16 protein-coding genes and 1 pseudogene are annotated in these 18,022 nt (G+C 42.4%); 7 read left to right on the plus strand and 10 right to left on the minus strand.

Annotated features, from left to right (window positions below; genetic code table 11):
* Nucleotides 1-8: 8 nt before the first annotated feature.
* The 3 genes from lapB to pgpB all read right to left on the minus strand — a co-directional run bounded on the left by lapB (nucleotide 9) and on the right by pgpB (nucleotide 2,391).
* Nucleotides 9-1,178, minus strand: coding sequence for a lipopolysaccharide assembly protein LapB (lapB, locus tag B0X70_RS12260; RefSeq protein ID WP_217471615.1), 1,170 nt, complete (start codon nucleotides 1,176-1,178; stop codon nucleotides 9-11).
* Between the two features lie 6 nt (nucleotides 1,179-1,184).
* Nucleotides 1,185-1,496: a LapA family protein gene (locus tag B0X70_RS12265; protein ID WP_036805770.1), complete on the minus strand. Its 312-nt coding sequence runs from the start codon at nucleotides 1,494-1,496 to the stop codon at nucleotides 1,185-1,187.
* Between the two features lie 160 nt (nucleotides 1,497-1,656).
* The gene (gene pgpB, locus B0X70_RS12270) at nucleotides 1,657-2,391 is read right to left on the minus strand and encodes a phosphatidylglycerophosphatase B (RefSeq protein WP_105394800.1); all 735 of its coding nucleotides are present in this window, start codon (nucleotides 2,389-2,391) and stop codon (nucleotides 1,657-1,659) included.
* Nucleotides 2,392-2,641: 250 nt separating this feature from the next.
* Here pgpB and ribA point away from each other — a divergent pair, with 250 nt between their 5' ends.
* The gene (ribA, locus tag B0X70_RS12275; RefSeq protein ID WP_072165203.1) at nucleotides 2,642-3,238 is read left to right on the plus strand and encodes a GTP cyclohydrolase II; all 597 of its coding nucleotides are present in this window, start codon (nucleotides 2,642-2,644) and stop codon (nucleotides 3,236-3,238) included.
* 69 nt (nucleotides 3,239-3,307) lie between these two features.
* Here ribA and acnA read toward each other — a convergent pair whose 3' ends face one another.
* Entirely contained in the window at nucleotides 3,308-5,983 is a 2,676-nt protein-coding gene (gene acnA, locus B0X70_RS12280) for an aconitate hydratase AcnA (RefSeq protein ID WP_217471616.1), read from the minus strand.
* A gap of 253 nt (nucleotides 5,984-6,236) precedes the next feature.
* Between acnA and B0X70_RS12285 the strand changes: the two genes are divergently transcribed.
* Complete coding sequence (locus tag B0X70_RS12285; RefSeq protein WP_046397490.1) at nucleotides 6,237-7,064, plus strand: Evf family palmitoylated virulence factor; 828 nt, start codon at nucleotides 6,237-6,239, stop codon at nucleotides 7,062-7,064.
* Nucleotides 7,065-7,113: 49 nt separating this feature from the next.
* Here B0X70_RS12285 and cysB read toward each other — a convergent pair whose 3' ends face one another.
* Both cysB and topA read right to left on the minus strand, forming a co-directional pair.
* On the minus strand, nucleotides 7,114-8,088 hold the full coding sequence (gene cysB, locus B0X70_RS12290) for an HTH-type transcriptional regulator CysB (RefSeq protein WP_036805759.1): 975 nt from the start codon (nucleotides 8,086-8,088) through the stop codon (nucleotides 7,114-7,116).
* 304 nt (nucleotides 8,089-8,392) lie between these two features.
* A complete protein-coding gene (gene topA, locus B0X70_RS12295) occupies nucleotides 8,393-10,993 on the minus strand; it encodes a type I DNA topoisomerase (protein WP_217471617.1) in 2,601 nt (866 codons plus the stop codon).
* Between the two features lie 338 nt (nucleotides 10,994-11,331).
* Between topA and B0X70_RS12300 the strand changes: the two are divergent.
* Nucleotides 11,332-11,543: pseudogene (locus tag B0X70_RS12300) on the plus strand (DUF2498 family protein); the annotation flags it as partial.
* 105 nt (nucleotides 11,544-11,648) lie between these two features.
* On the opposite strand, the gene B0X70_RS12305 reads toward B0X70_RS12300, so the two are convergent.
* Nucleotides 11,649-12,479, minus strand: a complete 831-nt coding sequence (locus B0X70_RS12305) for an alpha/beta fold hydrolase (RefSeq protein WP_217471618.1) — start codon at nucleotides 12,477-12,479, stop codon at nucleotides 11,649-11,651.
* A gap of 58 nt (nucleotides 12,480-12,537) precedes the next feature.
* On the opposite strand from B0X70_RS12305, the gene B0X70_RS12310 reads away from it, so the two are divergent.
* Nucleotides 12,538-12,717 (plus strand): hypothetical protein, encoded by a 180-nt coding sequence (locus tag B0X70_RS12310; RefSeq protein ID WP_146110568.1) that lies wholly within the window; start codon nucleotides 12,538-12,540, stop codon nucleotides 12,715-12,717.
* Between the two features lie 167 nt (nucleotides 12,718-12,884).
* Here B0X70_RS12310 and sohB read toward each other — a convergent pair whose 3' ends face one another.
* Nucleotides 12,885-13,931 carry a protease SohB gene (gene sohB / locus B0X70_RS12315; protein WP_105397404.1) on the minus strand — a complete coding sequence of 349 codons (1,047 nt, stop codon included), beginning with the start codon at nucleotides 13,929-13,931 and terminating at the stop codon, nucleotides 12,885-12,887.
* 204 nt (nucleotides 13,932-14,135) lie between these two features.
* On the opposite strand from sohB, the gene B0X70_RS12320 reads away from it, so the two are divergent.
* A complete protein-coding gene (locus tag B0X70_RS12320) occupies nucleotides 14,136-14,249 on the plus strand; it encodes an integrase (protein ID WP_235319350.1) in 114 nt (37 codons plus the stop codon).
* A gap of 158 nt (nucleotides 14,250-14,407) precedes the next feature.
* Here the strand turns inward: B0X70_RS12320 and catA are convergent, their stop codons facing one another.
* Nucleotides 14,408-15,046: a type A chloramphenicol O-acetyltransferase gene (gene catA, locus B0X70_RS12325; protein ID WP_217471619.1), complete on the minus strand. Its 639-nt coding sequence runs from the start codon at nucleotides 15,044-15,046 to the stop codon at nucleotides 14,408-14,410.
* 492 nt (nucleotides 15,047-15,538) lie between these two features.
* Between catA and B0X70_RS12330 the strand changes: the two genes are divergently transcribed.
* Nucleotides 15,539-16,303 (plus strand): YciK family oxidoreductase, encoded by a 765-nt coding sequence (locus B0X70_RS12330; RefSeq protein WP_217471620.1) that lies wholly within the window; start codon nucleotides 15,539-15,541, stop codon nucleotides 16,301-16,303.
* Nucleotides 16,303-16,899, plus strand: coding sequence for a cob(I)yrinic acid a,c-diamide adenosyltransferase (gene cobO / locus B0X70_RS12335; protein ID WP_046395815.1), 597 nt, complete (start codon nucleotides 16,303-16,305; stop codon nucleotides 16,897-16,899). The genes B0X70_RS12330 and cobO overlap by 1 nt, the downstream gene beginning before the upstream one ends.
* Nucleotides 16,900-16,932: 33 nt before the next feature.
* On the opposite strand, the gene rluB is transcribed toward cobO, so the two are convergent.
* Complete coding sequence (gene rluB, locus B0X70_RS12340) at nucleotides 16,933-17,865, minus strand: 23S rRNA pseudouridine(2605) synthase RluB (RefSeq protein ID WP_217471621.1); 933 nt, start codon at nucleotides 17,863-17,865, stop codon at nucleotides 16,933-16,935.
* Nucleotides 17,866-18,022 lie beyond the last annotated feature (157 nt).

Genomic DNA, 18,022 nt, shown 5'->3' on the forward strand with positions numbered 1-18,022 from the left:
ACACGGTGTCACTGACCATCTAATCCACGGATCGGTTTAATTGAATCCCACGAACGGCATGATGGACAGTGCCAATAAAGTGAATGAGAAGTAAAGCCGCATTTATGGCAGCGATAATTAGGTTTAGTACGAATTTGCTCACCAACCATGTCCCTCAACAAGATAATACTTTCTTTCGCTCGCCCTTCTTCTGCCTCAGCCAAATGGTAATCCATCAGGCGATAAAACAGGCGCATGGTCGGATGACGCTCTAATCGATGGTTGATATAAATTTGCGCGACTTCATGCCCTTTTTGCTGCTCGATAATATCAGCCAGCAAAAGTTCGGCCGTGGCCCCACAATCTTCCTCTACACAACGTCTCAGGAAATCTTCCCATTCATCAGTCTGATTCAGATGCTGGTAACACTCCTGGAGAATAGGCAACACCTCACTAACCAACTTTTTATCTTGCTCAAGAACAGATTTTAAAGCATCCGCCGCTTTGATGTACTCTTGTCGGGCCATAAACAGGCGCCCCAACATGATAGAAACTCTGGCGCAGTTTTTATCTGCCTGAACCGCTTTATTGAGATAACTGATTGCCTCATCAAGATCATCACCGCTCATCTCCTGTAAAGCGAGTTCACAATAAAAATGGGCAATTTTTTCCCGTAAATCATGTTTACCGGACTTGACTAATTTCTCGGCGATATCAATGGCTTTTTTCCAATCACTGGTTGCCTGATAAATAGTCAGCAGCGATTGAAGCGCATTTTCCCGAAAATCTTTTTCATTCACCAATTGAGCGAACATATTTTCAGCACGATCATACAAACCCGCCGACATATAATCACGGCCCAATTGCTGCGTCGCAAGCAGACGCTGATCAAATGTCAGAGAAGCGCTTTCCATAAGAGATTGATGAATGCGGATAGCCCGCTCTACTTCCCCCCTGGAACGGAATAGATTCCCCAAAGTCAAATGAGCTTCAAAAGCGGAACTGTCCTCTTTAAGCATTTCAAGAAACAGATCCACAGCTTTATCTTGCTGGTTTGAAAGGAGAAAGTTAACCCCAGCAACATATTCTCGTGATAAGCGATCAGCATTTTGTTGCTTATCCTGTTGAGCACTTCTGCGCCCCATATACCAGCCATAAGCAGCGGCCACAGGAAGCAACAGAAACAGCAGCTCTAACATAGGAGTTTATTCCTTGCTAAGTGCAAGCGATGAATGAGTAACCGAAGGTTCAGCAGGTTGCTCCAGTTGCGCTTCGAGTCGCTTAATCTTTCGTTCAGCTCTTCCTAATGACAAACGAGCACGAAGATAAAATAATCCACAAATAACCCAACCTAACACGAAACCGCTAGCAAACAATACAGCCAAAAGTGTAGATACAGAGTAATTCCCTTTAGCGATCAGATAGTTAAATGTAACCACCTGATCATTATTTGATCCGAGAGTCACCGAGATGACAAAGATCACCAACACCAGTAATAAAATCAGAAAATATTTCACATTTTTTCCTGTTATCTATTGTTGCTTGGACATTATGCTGGATAACGGCCCATTAAATTAGCATTTCCAGTCTGGATAAAGGAAGCAATTTATCATGATAAATGCGTCTTTCAGCTTTTTTACGATATCTTCTCATCGATTAAGTGTAAATAAGAAGCAATTACACCGCCAAATCCTTTTTGTCGTTAATCAACCGCCATTTTTCTGTGAGATAACAAATAGCCATCACTAATACCGCACTAATTAGCGTTGATGTGATAATATCCTGCGGCCAATGCATACCTAATGCCATCCTGCTAATCAAAACACTCATTGCCCATATCGTCACAATTATAGACAAAATATAGCGACGACGCGGCCATAAAAAACCTACTAAAAGTAGTGACAAACTTGCAGCAAACAAGGTATGCCCAGAAGGAAAAGCATATCCGGTCTCTCTTTTCCAATGATTGAGTTGCCATTGTGGAATACGGTCATCAGCTTTTAAATTGCGTTGCAACAACTCAGCCCGCTGTTTTCGCGAATGTTGATAAAATTCACCTGCTGGCATTTGATAGTTTTTTTCTAACCAAACAACATAGGGGCGAGGCTCTTTAGTGGTATTTTTTACCAAAACTTTTATGCCTTGCCCCGTTAAAAGGAGCATCATAACAATAGCGAGCAATATTCCTCCCTGTCTGGCCGAAGTCGCGAACAACCATAGCATCCCTAAAATAAAAAACAGAAAAACCAGATAACACCACGGCTCACCGGAAGTATTAGTAATCCAATACAGTACTTCAAGCCATAAACACTCTCCCATAGGCTGCCATTGCCAACCTGCCATCAATACAGCTATAGGTGGTAACAATAAAATCAGGGTTGCGACAATAATAGGTTTGGTAAATTGATTCATATCTGGCACCGGATTATTTTTATACACAATTTTAAAAATTTGTTCAGCGTTAACATGTTAGTGTTATAACTGCCATTTATATATGATTATCTGAAAGTTTTTGACAGATAATTTGCGGTAAATATGGCAAAATATCGCCGCATTATAATCAGAGAAAATCTTTTATGCAGTGTCCCCTGATTTCCCAGACCGGTATTGTTTTTCACATCTATGTCTTGTAACGAGTCTGAATCAACATATGAACAATAAAATGCAATTAAAACGAGTCGCTGAGGCCAAGTTACCCACTCCCTGGGGCGATTTTTTAATGGTCGGCTTTGAAGAAGTCGCCACAGGTCAAGATCATGTCGCATTAGTATACGGCACTATTTCTGGCAATGAGCCCGTCCTTTCCAGAATCCATTCAGAATGCCTGACCGGTGACGCCCTATTTAGTCTACGTTGTGATTGCGGATTTCAACTTGAAGCCGCCCTTGCTCAGATTGCTAAAGAAGGGCGAGGTGTATTACTTTACCATCGGCAAGAAGGTCGTAATATCGGCTTAATCAACAAAATTCGGGCTTACGCGTTACAGGATAACGGTATCGATACTGTAGAAGCTAACCATCAGTTAGGTTTTGCCGCCGATGAGCGTGATTTCACCCTATGTGCGGATATGTATAAATTACTCGGCGTTCAAGCCATTCGTCTGCTGACAAATAATCCCAAAAAAGTGGAAATTATGACCGAAGCAGGTATTAATATCGTAGAACGTGTTCCATTAATTACCGGCCGGAATCCTAAAAACGCTTATTATTTGGATACCAAAGCCAGAAAAATGGGTCATTTGTTACCTGAGCAAAATTAGTTTTTCAGCAAACTAGCCGGAAAAGACGGCGCTTAAATAATCAGTGCCGTCTTTAGTATGCTGTAAAATCTATTTCAACATGTGGCGAATAACATAATGCAAGATACCACCGTGGTGGAAATAATCTAATTCAGTTCTGGTATCAATACGACTATGAGCATTAATGATTTCCTTACGCCCATCCGCATAAGTCACTTTCACCGGTACAATCTGTCCCGGCTTGAGGTTATTCATCCCTTCAATATCAATTGTCTCATCGCCACGTAGATTTAGCGTTTTACGATTTATGCCCTGAGGGAATTCCAGCGGTAATACTCCCATACCAATCAGGTTCGAACGGTGAATACGCTCAAATGATTCCGCAATCACCACTCTAACTCCTAATAATCGGGTACCTTTCGCCGCCCAGTCGCGGCTTGAACCGGAGCCATATTCTTTGCCGGCAATAATAGCCAATGGTGTTTTTTCTTCCTGATAACGCATAGCCGCATCATAAATTGCTAATTGTGTCTGTGACGGAATATGGCGGGTATATCCTCCTTCTACACCAGAAATCATCTCATTACGGATACGGATATTGGCAAATGTTCCTCGCATCATGACTTCATGATTACCACGCCTTGATCCGTAAGAGTTAAAATCCTTAGGTTCAACACCATGTTCTTGAAGATAACGCCCTGCCGGACTGTCAGCTTTGATATTCCCCGCCGGAGAAATATGGTCCGTGGTGACAGAATCCCCAAGAATAGCCAATATATTCGCACCGTGAATATCCGTTATCGCTTCTGGCTCGGCTGTCATTTCACTAAAGAATGGCGGGTGACGAATATAAGTAGAATCAGGTTGGAAGTGATAAGTTGCAGAACTCGCAACGTCCAGCGACTGCCATGTTTCATCACCATCAAAGACCTCCGCATACTCTTTGTGAAACATATCAGCCTTAATTTGATCAACGGCGTTAGCAATTTCTTTGCTATCAGGCCATATATCTTTCAAATAGATATCATTGCCTTGTTGATCCTGACCAAGGGGATCTTTAGTCAAATCCTTTTTCATGCTGCCGGATAAAGCATATGCCACGACTAACGGCGGCGACGCTAGCCAGTTAGTTTTTATCAGAGGATGGATACGACCTTCAAAGTTTCGGTTGCCAGAAAGGACGGCGCCAACGGTAAGATCTGCCTGCTTAATCGCAGTTTCAATAGATTCAGGCAGTGGCCCGGAATTACCAATGCAAGTTGTGCAACCGTAACCAACCAGATTGAAGCCCAGTTTTTCCAGATATGGCATCAAACCCGCCAGTTCAAGGTAATCCGTTACCACTTTCGAGCCGGGCGCCAGTGAAGTTTTCACCCACGGTTGGCGTTTAAGCCCCTTCTCAACCGCTTTCTTCGCCAATAAACCCGCGGCCATCAGTACACTGGGATTAGATGTGTTGGTACAGGAAGTTATCGCAGCAATGACGGCCGCCCCCTCTTCTAACTCATACTTCTGGTTATCCTGATTAACTGGCGCTGAGACGGCTTTCCCCTGGGATTTATTCATTTCCAGATCAACGGCTGATTGAAATACTTGGGGTACTTGCGCTAAAGCCACTCTATCTTGTGGACGTTTCGGTCCAGCGAGGCTCGCTTCCACTGTCGACATATCCAGCTCAAGAGTGCTGGTAAATACCGGTTCATCACCGGGATTTCGCCATAATCCCTGAATCTTACAATAGGCTTCCACCAGCGCAATCTGCTGTTCTGTACGCCCTGTCAACCGCATGTAGCTCAGGGTAATATCATCTACCGGGAAGAAACCGCAAGTTGCCCCATATTCCGGTGACATATTGGCAATGGTTGCCCTGTCTGCCAGCGGCAAATCAGCTAATCCATCCCCATAAAATTCAACAAATTTCCCGACCACGCCATGTTTACGCAGCATCTGAGTCACTGTCAGTACCAAGTCTGTTGCGGTAATCCCTTCACGTAACTTGCCGGTAAGTTTAAAACCCACCACATCAGGAATAAGCATGGAAACAGGCTGTCCTAACATAGCTGCTTCGGCTTCAATACCACCTACACCCCATCCTAAAACACCGAGGCCATTGATCATAGTAGTATGAGAATCGGTACCAACTAAAGTATCAGGATAAGCCAGCTCCCGCCCGTTCTGCATTTCATGCCAAACCGTTTTTCCCAGATATTCCAGGTTTACCTGATGGCAAATCCCGGTTCCTGGCGGAACAACACGAAAACGGTTAAATGCTTTTTGCCCCCAGCGCAGAAAGAGATAACGTTCATGGTTCCGTTCCATTTCTAATTGAACATTTTGCTCAAAGGCTTTTTCCGTGCCGAATTTATCCACCATAACTGAATGGTCAATAACCAAATCAACGGGTGATAATGGATTAACTTGTTCAACATCACCGCCAAGACGCTGGACCGCTTCTCTCATGGCCGCTAAATCAACAACGGCAGGAACACCGGTGAAATCCTGCATCAATACACGTGCTGGTCGGTAAGCAATTTCTCTGTCTGCATGGCCGGTATTTTGCCAATCAACAATGGCTTTCAAATCATCATCAACAACAGAATTGCCATCAATATTGCGAAGAAGATTTTCCAGAAGAACTTTCATAGACTTGGGTAAACGGGAAATATCCCCCAAATGTTTAGCAACCAGTGGTAAGCTGTAATAATCATATTGTTTACTTGCAGCGGAAAGTGTTGAAACACAAACCTTTTTCAAATCAAACGACATAACTCCTCCTTCTTCTTATACTGGCATAACTCAAAGCTACCTTAACGATAATGGCACAAATTAAACATAACATATAAGCAAATATTTGTTTTTTATTACCGCACAATGTGTCAATTCAGTGTATCCATCAGAATTTCAGTAATAAATTTTGATAATTTAGTCGGGTAAACAATCGAATGATAATCAGATAGAATTAGCTCGCTAACAATTCAATTGGATTAAAATTATCAATTAAAAAAACAAGGACAAAATAATGGATATAAAAAACGCAATTACTCATAACCAGGAACATATCGCAAAAATCAATGAAGCTAATACCTTCTTTCACATCGATGACGCTTATTTCAGTATAGAAAATACCAATAAATATAACGAAAAAGATGGTTTAGTTCAGTTCATTATAGCCAAACAATTATCTGATAAACCAGAAGTTATAGAGAAAACCAATAGTTTAAGTAAAACATTAATTGCACTTTCCTCCATCGCAACCAATTATGTCAATAAATACGCGGAAAAGTATGGAGAGCAATATAAAACAGATATGGACTTTTGGAGTAAAGTGGTTGACAAGTTACCACTAATGGGCACCAGCAAAGTTGAATCGAAAAATTACACCGATTCATTAAATGGTTTAAGCATCTCAAAAAGTTTTCTTAATTTCATTATGAATGTGGTTGTATTCGAAAATACAGATATGCTGCCGGATTTCGCTAAGTTCCTTACTAAACAAGGGGAAACGATCCGCTTAGGTATACGGAAAAATAAAGGCTTCTATTCTACTGTGACACTGACGATTGCTATCGATACCTTAATTGTAGGAGATAAGACCGTATATATTCCGAAACTAAAACTCTATCGCGTTAATTTTGATAGCACTAATTCAAACTTTTTATCAAGTTGTGCTTCTAATGAAAATGTCAACGTTGATTTTGAGTATTCATCCTTAATATCGGTCCTAGACTATGAAGCGCTCGAAAATCCTGAGATTAAAGCCAGTTTTGATAGTTTCATTAATAAACAAAGAAAAACATCAATAGAAGAGTCTGATGATTTCTTCAGTGGTGAGTTTGAATCCAACTGATAAGCAAAATTAGGGAACTAATAGCAATATTAGCTCCCTAATTATTTCATTATACGATTGGTAATTTGATATCTTTAAACATCATTTCGATATCTTCATTCGAACGTAGAGCAACCGCCTGATCAATCACATCACGCGTCAGGTGAGGCGCAAAACGCCACATAAAGTCATACATGTAGCTGCGTAAGAAACTACTGCGACGAAAACCAATCTTAGTTGTGCTATAGCCGAATTTATCACGCATATCAATGCAAACCAGATCTTTATCCTGTACCGGATCAACCGCCATGTTGGCAATAACCCCCACGCCTAACCCTAACCGGACATAAGTTTTAATCACATCAGCATCCGTCGCAGTGAAAACAATTTTAGGTTTTAAACCTACTTTATCGAATGCAACATCTAACTCAGAACGACCAGTAAAGCCAAACGTATAAGTGACCAGTTGATATTCAGCCAATTCTTCAATTGAAACACTCTCTTTACCTGCCAGCGGGTGATCCGACGTCACCACCAGCGTCCTGTTCCAATGGTAACAAGGCAACATTACCAAATCTTCATATAAATGGAGCGCCTCAGTTGCAATAGCAAAATCAGCATTACCTTTACTCACAGCTTCAGCAATTTGCGTCGGCGACCCCTGATGCATGTGTAAAGAAACCTGCGGATAACGTTCAATAAAGCCTTTAATCACAGGAGGTAATGCATAACGAGCCTGTGTGTGGGTAGTAGCAATATATAGCGAACCACGATTCGGATAAGTATGTTCACTAGCAACCGACCGTATTGCATCAATCTTAGATAATACTTCACGAGAAATTCGGACAACCTCTTCACCTGCGGGAGTAACATGCGTCAGGTGTTTACCACTACGGGAAAAAATCTGAATACCTAATTCATCTTCAAGCATCCTGACTTGCTTACTGATCCCGGGTTGAGATGTATACAATCCTTCTGCCGTAGATGAAACATTAAGGTTGTGGTTTACCACCTCCACGATGTAACGAAGCTGTTGCAATTTCATATAAACACCATCCCAAAATAAACGCTGTGAACAATTATGACTTAGAAACCTGGACTGATATTGCTGTTTGCTATTTATTATAACGAATAGAAATAATATTGTTGTCGCATATAACCACTATAACACGATTATATATTTATATAACGAATAATTGAAAATTCATAATGAATGTTTAGCGCGATTCTAATTCATATATTTTAAGATACTGCCTATAGGTGAAAAAAGCCAACCTATAAGGTTGGCTTAATAGAAGAAAATAATCCCTTTTCTAAGAAAAAGAGAGTGTTGATTCTATCAGAAATTGTTACTTTTTATCTTTCTCAACCCATTTTCCATCAACATAAAACACACTCCAACCCGTTGCCTTGCCATTTTTCTCCGAAGAAACATATTGCTGTTTAGTTTTACGGCTAAAACGGATAACTGTTTTATTGCCTTCGGCATCTGCCGCAGGAGCATCAGCCAAGTAACGTAATTTCTCCGGCAGACGCTCTTTAAAACGCGCTAGCTCTTCCACCAACGGCGCTCTAGTTTCTCTAGATTTAGGGAAAGTATTTGCCGCTAAAAATACGCCAGCGGCACCATCGCGCAATACAAAATAGGCATCAGATTTTTCACAAGGAAGCTCTGGTAATGGAACCGGGTCCTCTTTTGGCGGCGCAACTTCCCCACTACGCAAGATCTTACGAGTATTTTTACAAGTTTCATCAGTACAGCCCATGTACTTACCGAAACGACCCATTTTCAGGTGCATTTCAGCGCCGCATTTATCACATTCGATAACAGGACCGTCATATCCCTTAATGCGAAATTCGCCCTCTTCCACTTCATAACTATCACAAGCAGGGTTATTACCGCAAACATGTAATTTACGTTGGTTATCAATGAGGTAGCTGTCCATCGCCGTACCACATTTTTTACAGCGACGACGAGCTCGCAACGCGTTTGTTTCCGCCTCATCCCCTTCCAAGATATTAAGAATTTCATTCTCAGGGATAAGGTTTATCGTCTGCTTACAACGCTCTTTAGGTGACAACGCGTAGCCAGAACAACCCAGGAAAACGCCAGTAGTTGCCGTTCGAATGCCCATAGAACGCTGACATGTCGGGCATTCAATAGAGGTAATAACCATCGGATTGGGCCGCATACCACCCTCTTCCGGTTCTTTATTGGCGACGTCTAGCTGTTCACTAAAATCAGTGAAAAATTCATCCAAAACCCCTTTCCATTCAGCTTTGTTACTTGCAACCTGATCAAGCTGATCTTCCATTCGCGCAGTAAAATCATAACTCATCAGCTCGTTGAAATTCTCTTCCAGACGATCAGTCACAATCTCTCCCATTTTTTCTGAGTAGAAACGGCGACTCTCTACGCGAACATAACCACGCTCCTGAATTGTGGAGATAATGGAAGCATAAGTGGATGGGCGACCAATACTGCGTTTCTCCAGCTCTTTAACCAGAGATGCCTCACTATAACGTGCCGGTGGCTTAGTAAAGTGTTGGCTTGGGAGCAGTTGTTGCAAATCAAGTTCTGTACCAATTTCAACAACCGGCAACGTGCGGTCTTCGTCACCTTTGCGCAATACAGGCATCACTTTTGTCCAGCCATCAAAACGCAATGTACGGCCTTTGGCACGCAATTCAAAATCACCCGCCTGTACAGTCAATGTTGTGGAATCGTATTTCGCCGGTGTCATCTGACAGGCCACAAACTGACGCCAGATTAGCTGATACAGCTTCTGTGCATCCGCATCCATATCTTTCAGTTGTTCTGCCATGATATCAACACTGGAAGGACGAATCGCTTCATGCGCTTCCTGTGAATTCTCTTTACTACTGTAAGTATTGGCGGTTTTTGGCAGGTATTTATCGCCAAAATTATCACCGATATAACCACGAACCATATCCAGCGCATCCTGACTCAGGTTAGTTGAATCAGTACGCATATAAGTAATATATCCGGCCTCATACAAACGCTGAGCCATCATCATGGTCTTTTTAACGCCAAACCCTAAACGCGTGCTCGCTGCCTGTTGCAATGTAGAAGTGATAAACGGCGCACCTGGTTTACTGGATGTCGGACGATCTTCACGATCAAGCACTTTGTAACGGGCTTTTTCCAGTAAAGAGACGGCGGCTTGGGTTTGTTCACTGTTAACCGGCTTAAACGGTTTACCCTGCTGATGAGTCACTTCCATATGCAGTGAAATTTCGCCTTTCGCCAGCAAATCAGCATGTAATTGCCAATATTCTACCGGTACAAACGCTTTAATTTCACGTTCTCTCTCTACTACAAGACGTACCGCCACCGATTGCACCCGACCGGCAGATAGCCCTCTGGCGACCTTTTTCCACAGTAGCGGAGAAACCATATAACCCACAACTCGATCCATAAAACGACGAGCTTGTTGAGCATTTATCCGGTGAATATTTAATTCACCCGGATTATCAAATGCCTGTTTAATGGCATTTTTAGTGATTTCATTAAAAACAACCCGGCTAAAACGATCGCCATCACCACCAATCACTTCCCGCAAGTGCCATGCAATGGCTTCTCCCTCGCGGTCAAGATCCGTTGCGAGATAAACATGATCAACTTTTTCAGCCAGCGATTTTAGCTCTGCCACGACCTTCTCTTTGCCCGGCAAAATCTGATAATTCGCTTCCCAACCACGGTATGGATCAACCCCCATACGGTTGACTAATGCAGCTTTCTCATCTTTTTTAACCTTCTTCTTAGACTTATCGGTAGATGAGCTCGAACTCTTTTGGCTGGCTGAGCCACTGGTCGGCAAATCACGGATATGACCAACGCTGGATTTCACCACGTAGTCACTCCCCAAATATTTGTTGATTGTTTTGGCCTTTGCCGGGGACTCCACTATTACAAGAGCTTTACCCATAGTTATCTTTACCTAATTATCTTTTCAGATGGTGGAATTCACTGCGCCATATCACGGTATTTAAAACCTCTTTTTATATTGCGATAGATTCTCAATATATCAACTTATTTTTATTCAGTTGATTTACCCAAACTCGAAACATATTGAATTATCTAAGGTATTTTAGATACCGCCCATGAGCTATGCAAATGAATGAAGTAATCGCCGTAAACAAAATCTTCCATCTGCATGATGAAAAGTTCACACTCTACCTGATAAAAAATGATGCGCAACAAATTATTTTTGATAAGGACAGGAAAAGATAAAACCGAACAACACCGATTAAAGGTGAACAATGATTAAAAAAAACCAGCCATATCATCCGGCAACATGAAGATTTTATTCATGGCATGTATATAAACAGCGTAGAGCAAAAAGGATATGTATTAGTATTGATGGTGAATCTTTTCTAAGCGGAAATGGTTTACCTATAGGCAAAATTACTAATCTTTTCAATATGTTCAAACATCTGAAGCATATCCTATCGAAACAATATCATCTCGAAGATTAATAACAAAAATTTATTGAGTAATGAATAGGCAGATATATGAAAACGATATAAAAATATATCTGCCGGGTATATAAAATACCACTGATGACAAACTACAGGTATTAATTACATTTCTAAGGTGAGATCAGAGAAAAAACCCGCCATCAAACGATTAAACAGCTCTGGTGCTTCCCAGAATGGCCCATGTCCCAAGTGGAGCAAGTTATACACCTGACCAGTCCAAAGATTTTTGTAGGTTATCCCGTTAATGTAATCAATATTAACAAATAAATCTTCTGCACCATTAACGATAGCAAGTGGTGTTGGGTTTGTTTCAACCAATAACCGTTGATCCATAACGTCCGGTGAAACCGACGCTTCAGACATATATTGCCGAGCCAAACCATCGGTCCGCGCTACTGCGGCTCTTAGAAATGGCTCACAAAGTGCGTCTTTTCCATACAACGCCAGGGTATAATCCGTAATTTCCTCTTCTGTCAGCAAAGCCTTACCAGATATTGCCATAAACCGGCTTGGTTTAAATCCAAGCCTGACATTCTCAGCACCTGGGCTAACCGGCGGCGTACCACAAATCATTAGCCCAACAATCCCAGGGAATCGCGAGATCAGCTCCAAACCGATATGCCCCCCCAGTGACCATCCGAAAACAGCAACTTTATCGATGCCTAACTTTTCCAGTACTTCGATGATGCAAAGAGCATAGCCGGATATCGAATAGGTCCGGCGAGGGTCCACTGCGTTTGATGAAGCACCATGTCCTGGTAAATCAATCGCTAAAATCCGGTATTCGTCGCCAAAACAGTTAATTTGGTGGCGAAAAACTTCTTTACAACTTGAATTACCGTGTATAAGGAGGACCGGTAATCCATCACCTCCCGTATCAGCAACAGAGATGACAGCATGACTGGTATGAATATCGTATTGTGAAGTAGCCATAATACTTTATTTCCTTATGAATATTATTGTAAGTTGCCATTCTTCGGGGATTTGCATAGTGCGTTTAAAGACGCCAATAGCGCTGTGCAAAAGTGACTTGTACTTGTTTGAAGATCAGCCCGGCAGAACAGATAAACGCAAAGCCAGAGTATCAACTATTGGTGTAGAAAAGCCTGCGGCTCCTCACAAGCAGGAAGGGGGATGTAAAGCAAATTATGTAATACCTGTAATATTTTAACAGGGCCAAAATAGCGGGTTTTTCAGGGGAATAACATCATGATAATAAGCGTCACGCTGTACAATTAGCACATTACAATTAAGCAATATATCAAGGCGCCCCTGAATGTCTAAACAGAACGCCTTGGAATACGCCAAGATAATTGATTTAAAATAGCGGAACTTTAATTAAAGCAGAGGCTTCTCCCCTCTTTGCCACCAGCGCAATAACAGTTTATCAATACTTTCCATCGCACTGCCGGTGAAACGCTCTACCATGCGTTTACGGCGTGTATAACTGACGCCAATAACTTCACAGTTATCTATTTGAGCAATCAACAGATCATCGCTGACGCCAATTTCGTCAATCAATCCCTTCTCTTTCGCTTGTGAGCCGTACCAGTATTCACCGGTCGCCACACTTTCCACGTCAAGCGATGGGCGATGTGTATGAATAAACGCTTTGAATAATTCGTGAGTCTGATTCAGATCTTCCTGGAATTTTTTCCGGCCCTGTTCTGTATTTTCTCCCAACACAGTCAGTGTACGTTTATATTCACCAGCCGTATGGAGTTCCACATCGATATCATTTTTCTTCAATAGCTTATGAATGTTCGGAATTTGGGCGACCACGCCAATAGAACCAATAATGGCAAAAGGCGCGGCAACCACACGATCAGCAACACAGGCCATCATATAGCCCCCACTGGCAGCAACTTTATCTACGACGATAGTCAAGCGAATGCCTTTCTGACGCAAACGGACAAGCTGAGAGGCCGCCAGCCCATAGCCATGCACCATTCCTCCAGGGCTTTCCAAACGCAACAACACTTCATCTTTTGCATCTGCCACGGCCAGAATCGCGCTAATCTCTTCACGTAATGAATCAACTTCATGAGCATCCATGCTCCCTTTAAAATCCAGTACATAAAGACAAGGTTTCTGTAACCCTTTATGACCGGCTTTAGCGTCACTTTTCTTCTGTTTGGATTCGAGTTTTTGTTGTTTATTAAACTCTTTCTGCCAGATTTTCCCTTCCGCTTCTGTCATGCGCGCCCGCTGCATTTGACGCTGCTTATCCCGATATGATTCACCGAGATCGGTGAGTTTCAATTCTCCTTTTAGAGAGGATTTCCGCATTCCTATGCCGATACCGAATATTGCCAGAGCAATAACCGCCAGCACCAGCGTAACTACTTTGGCTAAAAACAACCCGTAAAGAGATAAGTACTCCACAAAATCCACCTTTTGTTTCTTAGATTATGAATTTACAATAAATGTATTTAATTTTTTTCATTTAAAAACAATATATTATAATTAACTCGCATTCAATAAACACGAATATGTACAAATAAAAACGCCCAGTATATCGGTCTCTGTAGCCAATTCTACACCATTAGATCGAGAAATGGGGAACCAATTCAAAAATGAGGGATTAAATTGCAGAATCACAAAAAACCCGGAGTTTCAACCAAGCACTATGATCGCTACGACTACCTGAAAGAGAAACAGGAAATTATCGAACAGCAGGAAAAGAGACCGTTATCGCTATAAATGATGCAATGGTTCGCTCCCTTGCCGCCGCGATCCATCTTGAAATCCATAGGGTATAAATATTACGGACATAAAAACCACCAGTATTAACTGATGGCTACTAGTGTATTTCAATACAACTTTATATTGAGGTCATAAATAATTCAGGTTGTATTTGACTAAACAAAATCATTACATAGTTCTTGTAATTTATTAATAACACGCCCCACATGAAAACCGTCACAAGCAGCATGATGCACCTGAATTGCCAAAGGCAACCGAGTTTGATTTCCATCTTGGTAAAATTTTCCCATTGTAAATATGGGTGGAAAATAATCCGTAAAATTCGCGACGTTCAAGTTAAATCCATCAAAACTTACCCACGGCACTGACGATATGTGAAAGTGATTTTCAGGTAGTTCTGGTTTAGAAAAAAAGCAAAGATTATCTTTATAAGTTTCATAATCAGCAGAATAGTTTTTCATAAATTCTTCCAGATCGGAATTGAACTCAGTCCAAATCGCTGAGAATGTTTCGGTTTCCTTGTGAAAGATTGTATATGCAGGATTTACATCATCCCATACAATTAATTCTTCATCTTTTATGGACATTCTGAACTCAGAGTAAGAGTTCACAACTTTTGATATTAAATAAATCATGGTTGGGTAGAATTTATATTGTTTTTCTACCAACGAAGATAACAAATGGGTAATATCAATCTTTGTTGTCAGACTAAATCCGCATTGCACGACATTACGATAATGCAAGAAATGCTCTTTCCTATCCCAGCAATCTATCTCAATCTTTGAGTAATTCATGTTTTCCCCTTCTAATGTAAAATTTAACAAATTGATTAAATTAGAAGGGCTGCGCTTTCTGTTTGTATTGGACTCATAATCACTCCGGTATGAAATTGGATTAAATACTCACTCTCTGACGAAGAAAAATTATATATTAGCCAGAAGCAAATAACTACCAACACAGCATTATCTTTAATAAATCAGACAACAAAAGACTCCACGCCATAAAAACTTACACAAACCTCTATCAACCCGCCATATTTTCCGTTTATACCCTATGGATTTCAAGTTGCATCGCGGCGGCCAGGGAGTGAATCCCCGGGAGCATAGCAAACTATGTGACCGGGGTGAGCGAGTGCAGCCAACAAAGAGGCAGCTTGAAAGATGACGGGTATATCTCCTGAGCAATCAACCTTGGCAAATTTGACTCAATATATAACTTTCTGTTTTGATAGCCCGAACGGCCTCCGACGGTAACAAATCGCGCCGTCAACAATAGGAAATCTTCAAATGTTACATTACCAACCAAAACATGACCTCCTACAACAACGTATTATTCTGGTGACAGGCGCTGGAGAGGGTATTGGCCGTGAAGCGGCTTTGACTTACGCCCGTTATGGCGCACAAGTGATCTTACTTGGCAGAACAACACACAAACTGGAAGCTGTCCAAAAAGAGATTGAACAAGTAGGCGGCGCACCTGCAACTGTTTACACAATGGATCTGCTTACCGTCACTGCCGAAGAGTGCCAGACATTCGCTGACAATTTAGCGCAACATTATCCGCGCCTGGATGGCGTATTGCATAATGCCGGTTTACTGGGAGCTGTCGCGCCGATGGCGGAGCAACCCGTCCAATTATGGCATGACGTTATGCAAGTCAACGTCAATGCGACCTTTATGTTAACTCAAGCTTTGCTGCCGCTATTATTGACGTCGCCTGACGGATCACTCATCTTTACCAGTTCGAGCGTTGGCCGCGAAGGTCGCAGTGGCTGGGGTGCTTATTCTGCCTCTAAATTTGCAACCGAAGGCATGATGCAAGTTTTAGCCGAAGAATATAAACACGCTTCTCTACGCGTTAACTGTATTAATCCCGGCGGCACTCGCACAAATATGCGCGCCCGCGCATTCCCTAACGAAAATTCTGCTAAACTGAAAACACCGGCAGATATTATGCCACTGTATCTTTATCTTATGGGCAGAGATAGTCTGCATAAAACAGGCATCAGTTTTGATGCACAACCCGGACGCAAAGCAGGACCAGCCGAATAATGACAATCAATGACAACCAACATCAGAAAAGGCAACAACGCCTAAAAGAAAAAGTGGATTCCCGTATTGAAGCCGCCCAGTTAGAACGGGGTATTCTCATCGTTTTTACCGGCAATGGCAAAGGCAAAACCACCGCTGCATTTGGCACAGTGACCCGTGCGATAGGTCATGGATTTCGCGCCGGTGTGATCCAATTTATCAAAGGTACATGGGAGAATGGCGAGAAAAATCTGCTAGAACAACATGGGGTGAATTTCCATGTTATGGCGACGGGTTTTACTTGGGAAACTCAAAGCCGGGAAACCGATACTGTAGCCTGCCGTCAAGTATGGCGCCATGCGTTAGAGATGTTATCTGATCCCGATTTGGATCTGGTCGTATTGGATGAACTGACTTATATGGTGAGTTATGGCTATCTTCCTCTGGAAGAAGTTATTACTGCGCTTAACCACCGACCGGAGCACCAATCTGTTATTATCACCGGCCGCGGTTGTCATCGTGAATTATTGGAAATGGCGGATACCGTCACAGAGATGCGTCCGGTAAAACATGCCTTTGACGCCGGTATTAAGGCACAAAAAGGGATCGACTGGTAAAAAGGTCCCGCTATGACACGAGACCCAGAAAACTTAACGGCCTTTTGGTGCGGTTGTTCGCCCCGCATTCTGGCGCGAACTGCCCTGACGTTTTCCTGCCGATGGACGTGATGTTACCTGAGCATGGCGTTTAACTGCCCGGCGGATTTGGTTAGCTTTAAGCCGACGTTGATCAGGCCCTACTGCTACTTTGGAAACCGTCTCTTCATTCAAATCCACTAATTGGCGTAAATAGTTAGTCTGCTCCAGACCCAGTTCTGTCCATCCCCCGCGTGGTAAACCTTTTGGCAAGCCAATATCCCCATAACGCACACGAATAAGACGGCTCACCTGTACGCCAACTGCTTCCCAAAGACGACGAACTTCACGGTTACGCCCTTCTGTCAGCGTGACGTTATACCACTGATTCATCCCCTCACCGCCTTTAAACGCGATAGTGCGGAATGAAGCGGGACCATCTTCCAGTTGAATCCCCTTAGCCAATTGCTTCAATTTAGCATCATCAACTTCACCAAAGACACGGACTGCATATTCGCGTTCAACTTCACGGCTTGGATGCATCAAACGATTAGCCAGTTCCCCATCCGTGGTAAATAGCAACAAACCACAGGTATTCACATCCAGACGCCCAACAGCTATCCAGCGGGAACCTAGCAATTTAGGCAGACGATCAAAAACCGTTGGCCGCCCTTCTGGATCATGACGAGTACAAAGTTCACCTTCTGGTTTATAATAAGCCAGAACACGGCAAACCGCTTTTTGAGATTCTTTGATACTTAATATCCGGCCATCAAGGCGAATTTTTGTGGCGGGCTGAACTTCAAGGCGATCGCCTAAAGTCGCAATTTTACCGTCAACACTGACGCGCCCTTGTTGAATATAACCTTCTATTTCGCGGCGGGAACCGTGACCGGAACGCGCGAGAATTTTCTGTAACTTTTCAGATTTCTGTGTTTTACCGCTCATTGAGCAACCTCTATTGTCGCCTTCACAGGCGTCGTGTTATATATCAATCAATACGTTATGGTGGAATTCAATCATAACAAACTGATTTTAATACATTTGATAGCATAGGATGTCAAAAAATACATCATAATCCTAACTCCGTGGTGGCGCATTCTAC

This window comes from Photorhabdus akhurstii, from assembly GCF_019090985.1.
GTDB classification, from domain to species: Bacteria; Pseudomonadota; Gammaproteobacteria; order Enterobacterales; family Enterobacteriaceae; genus Photorhabdus; species Photorhabdus akhurstii.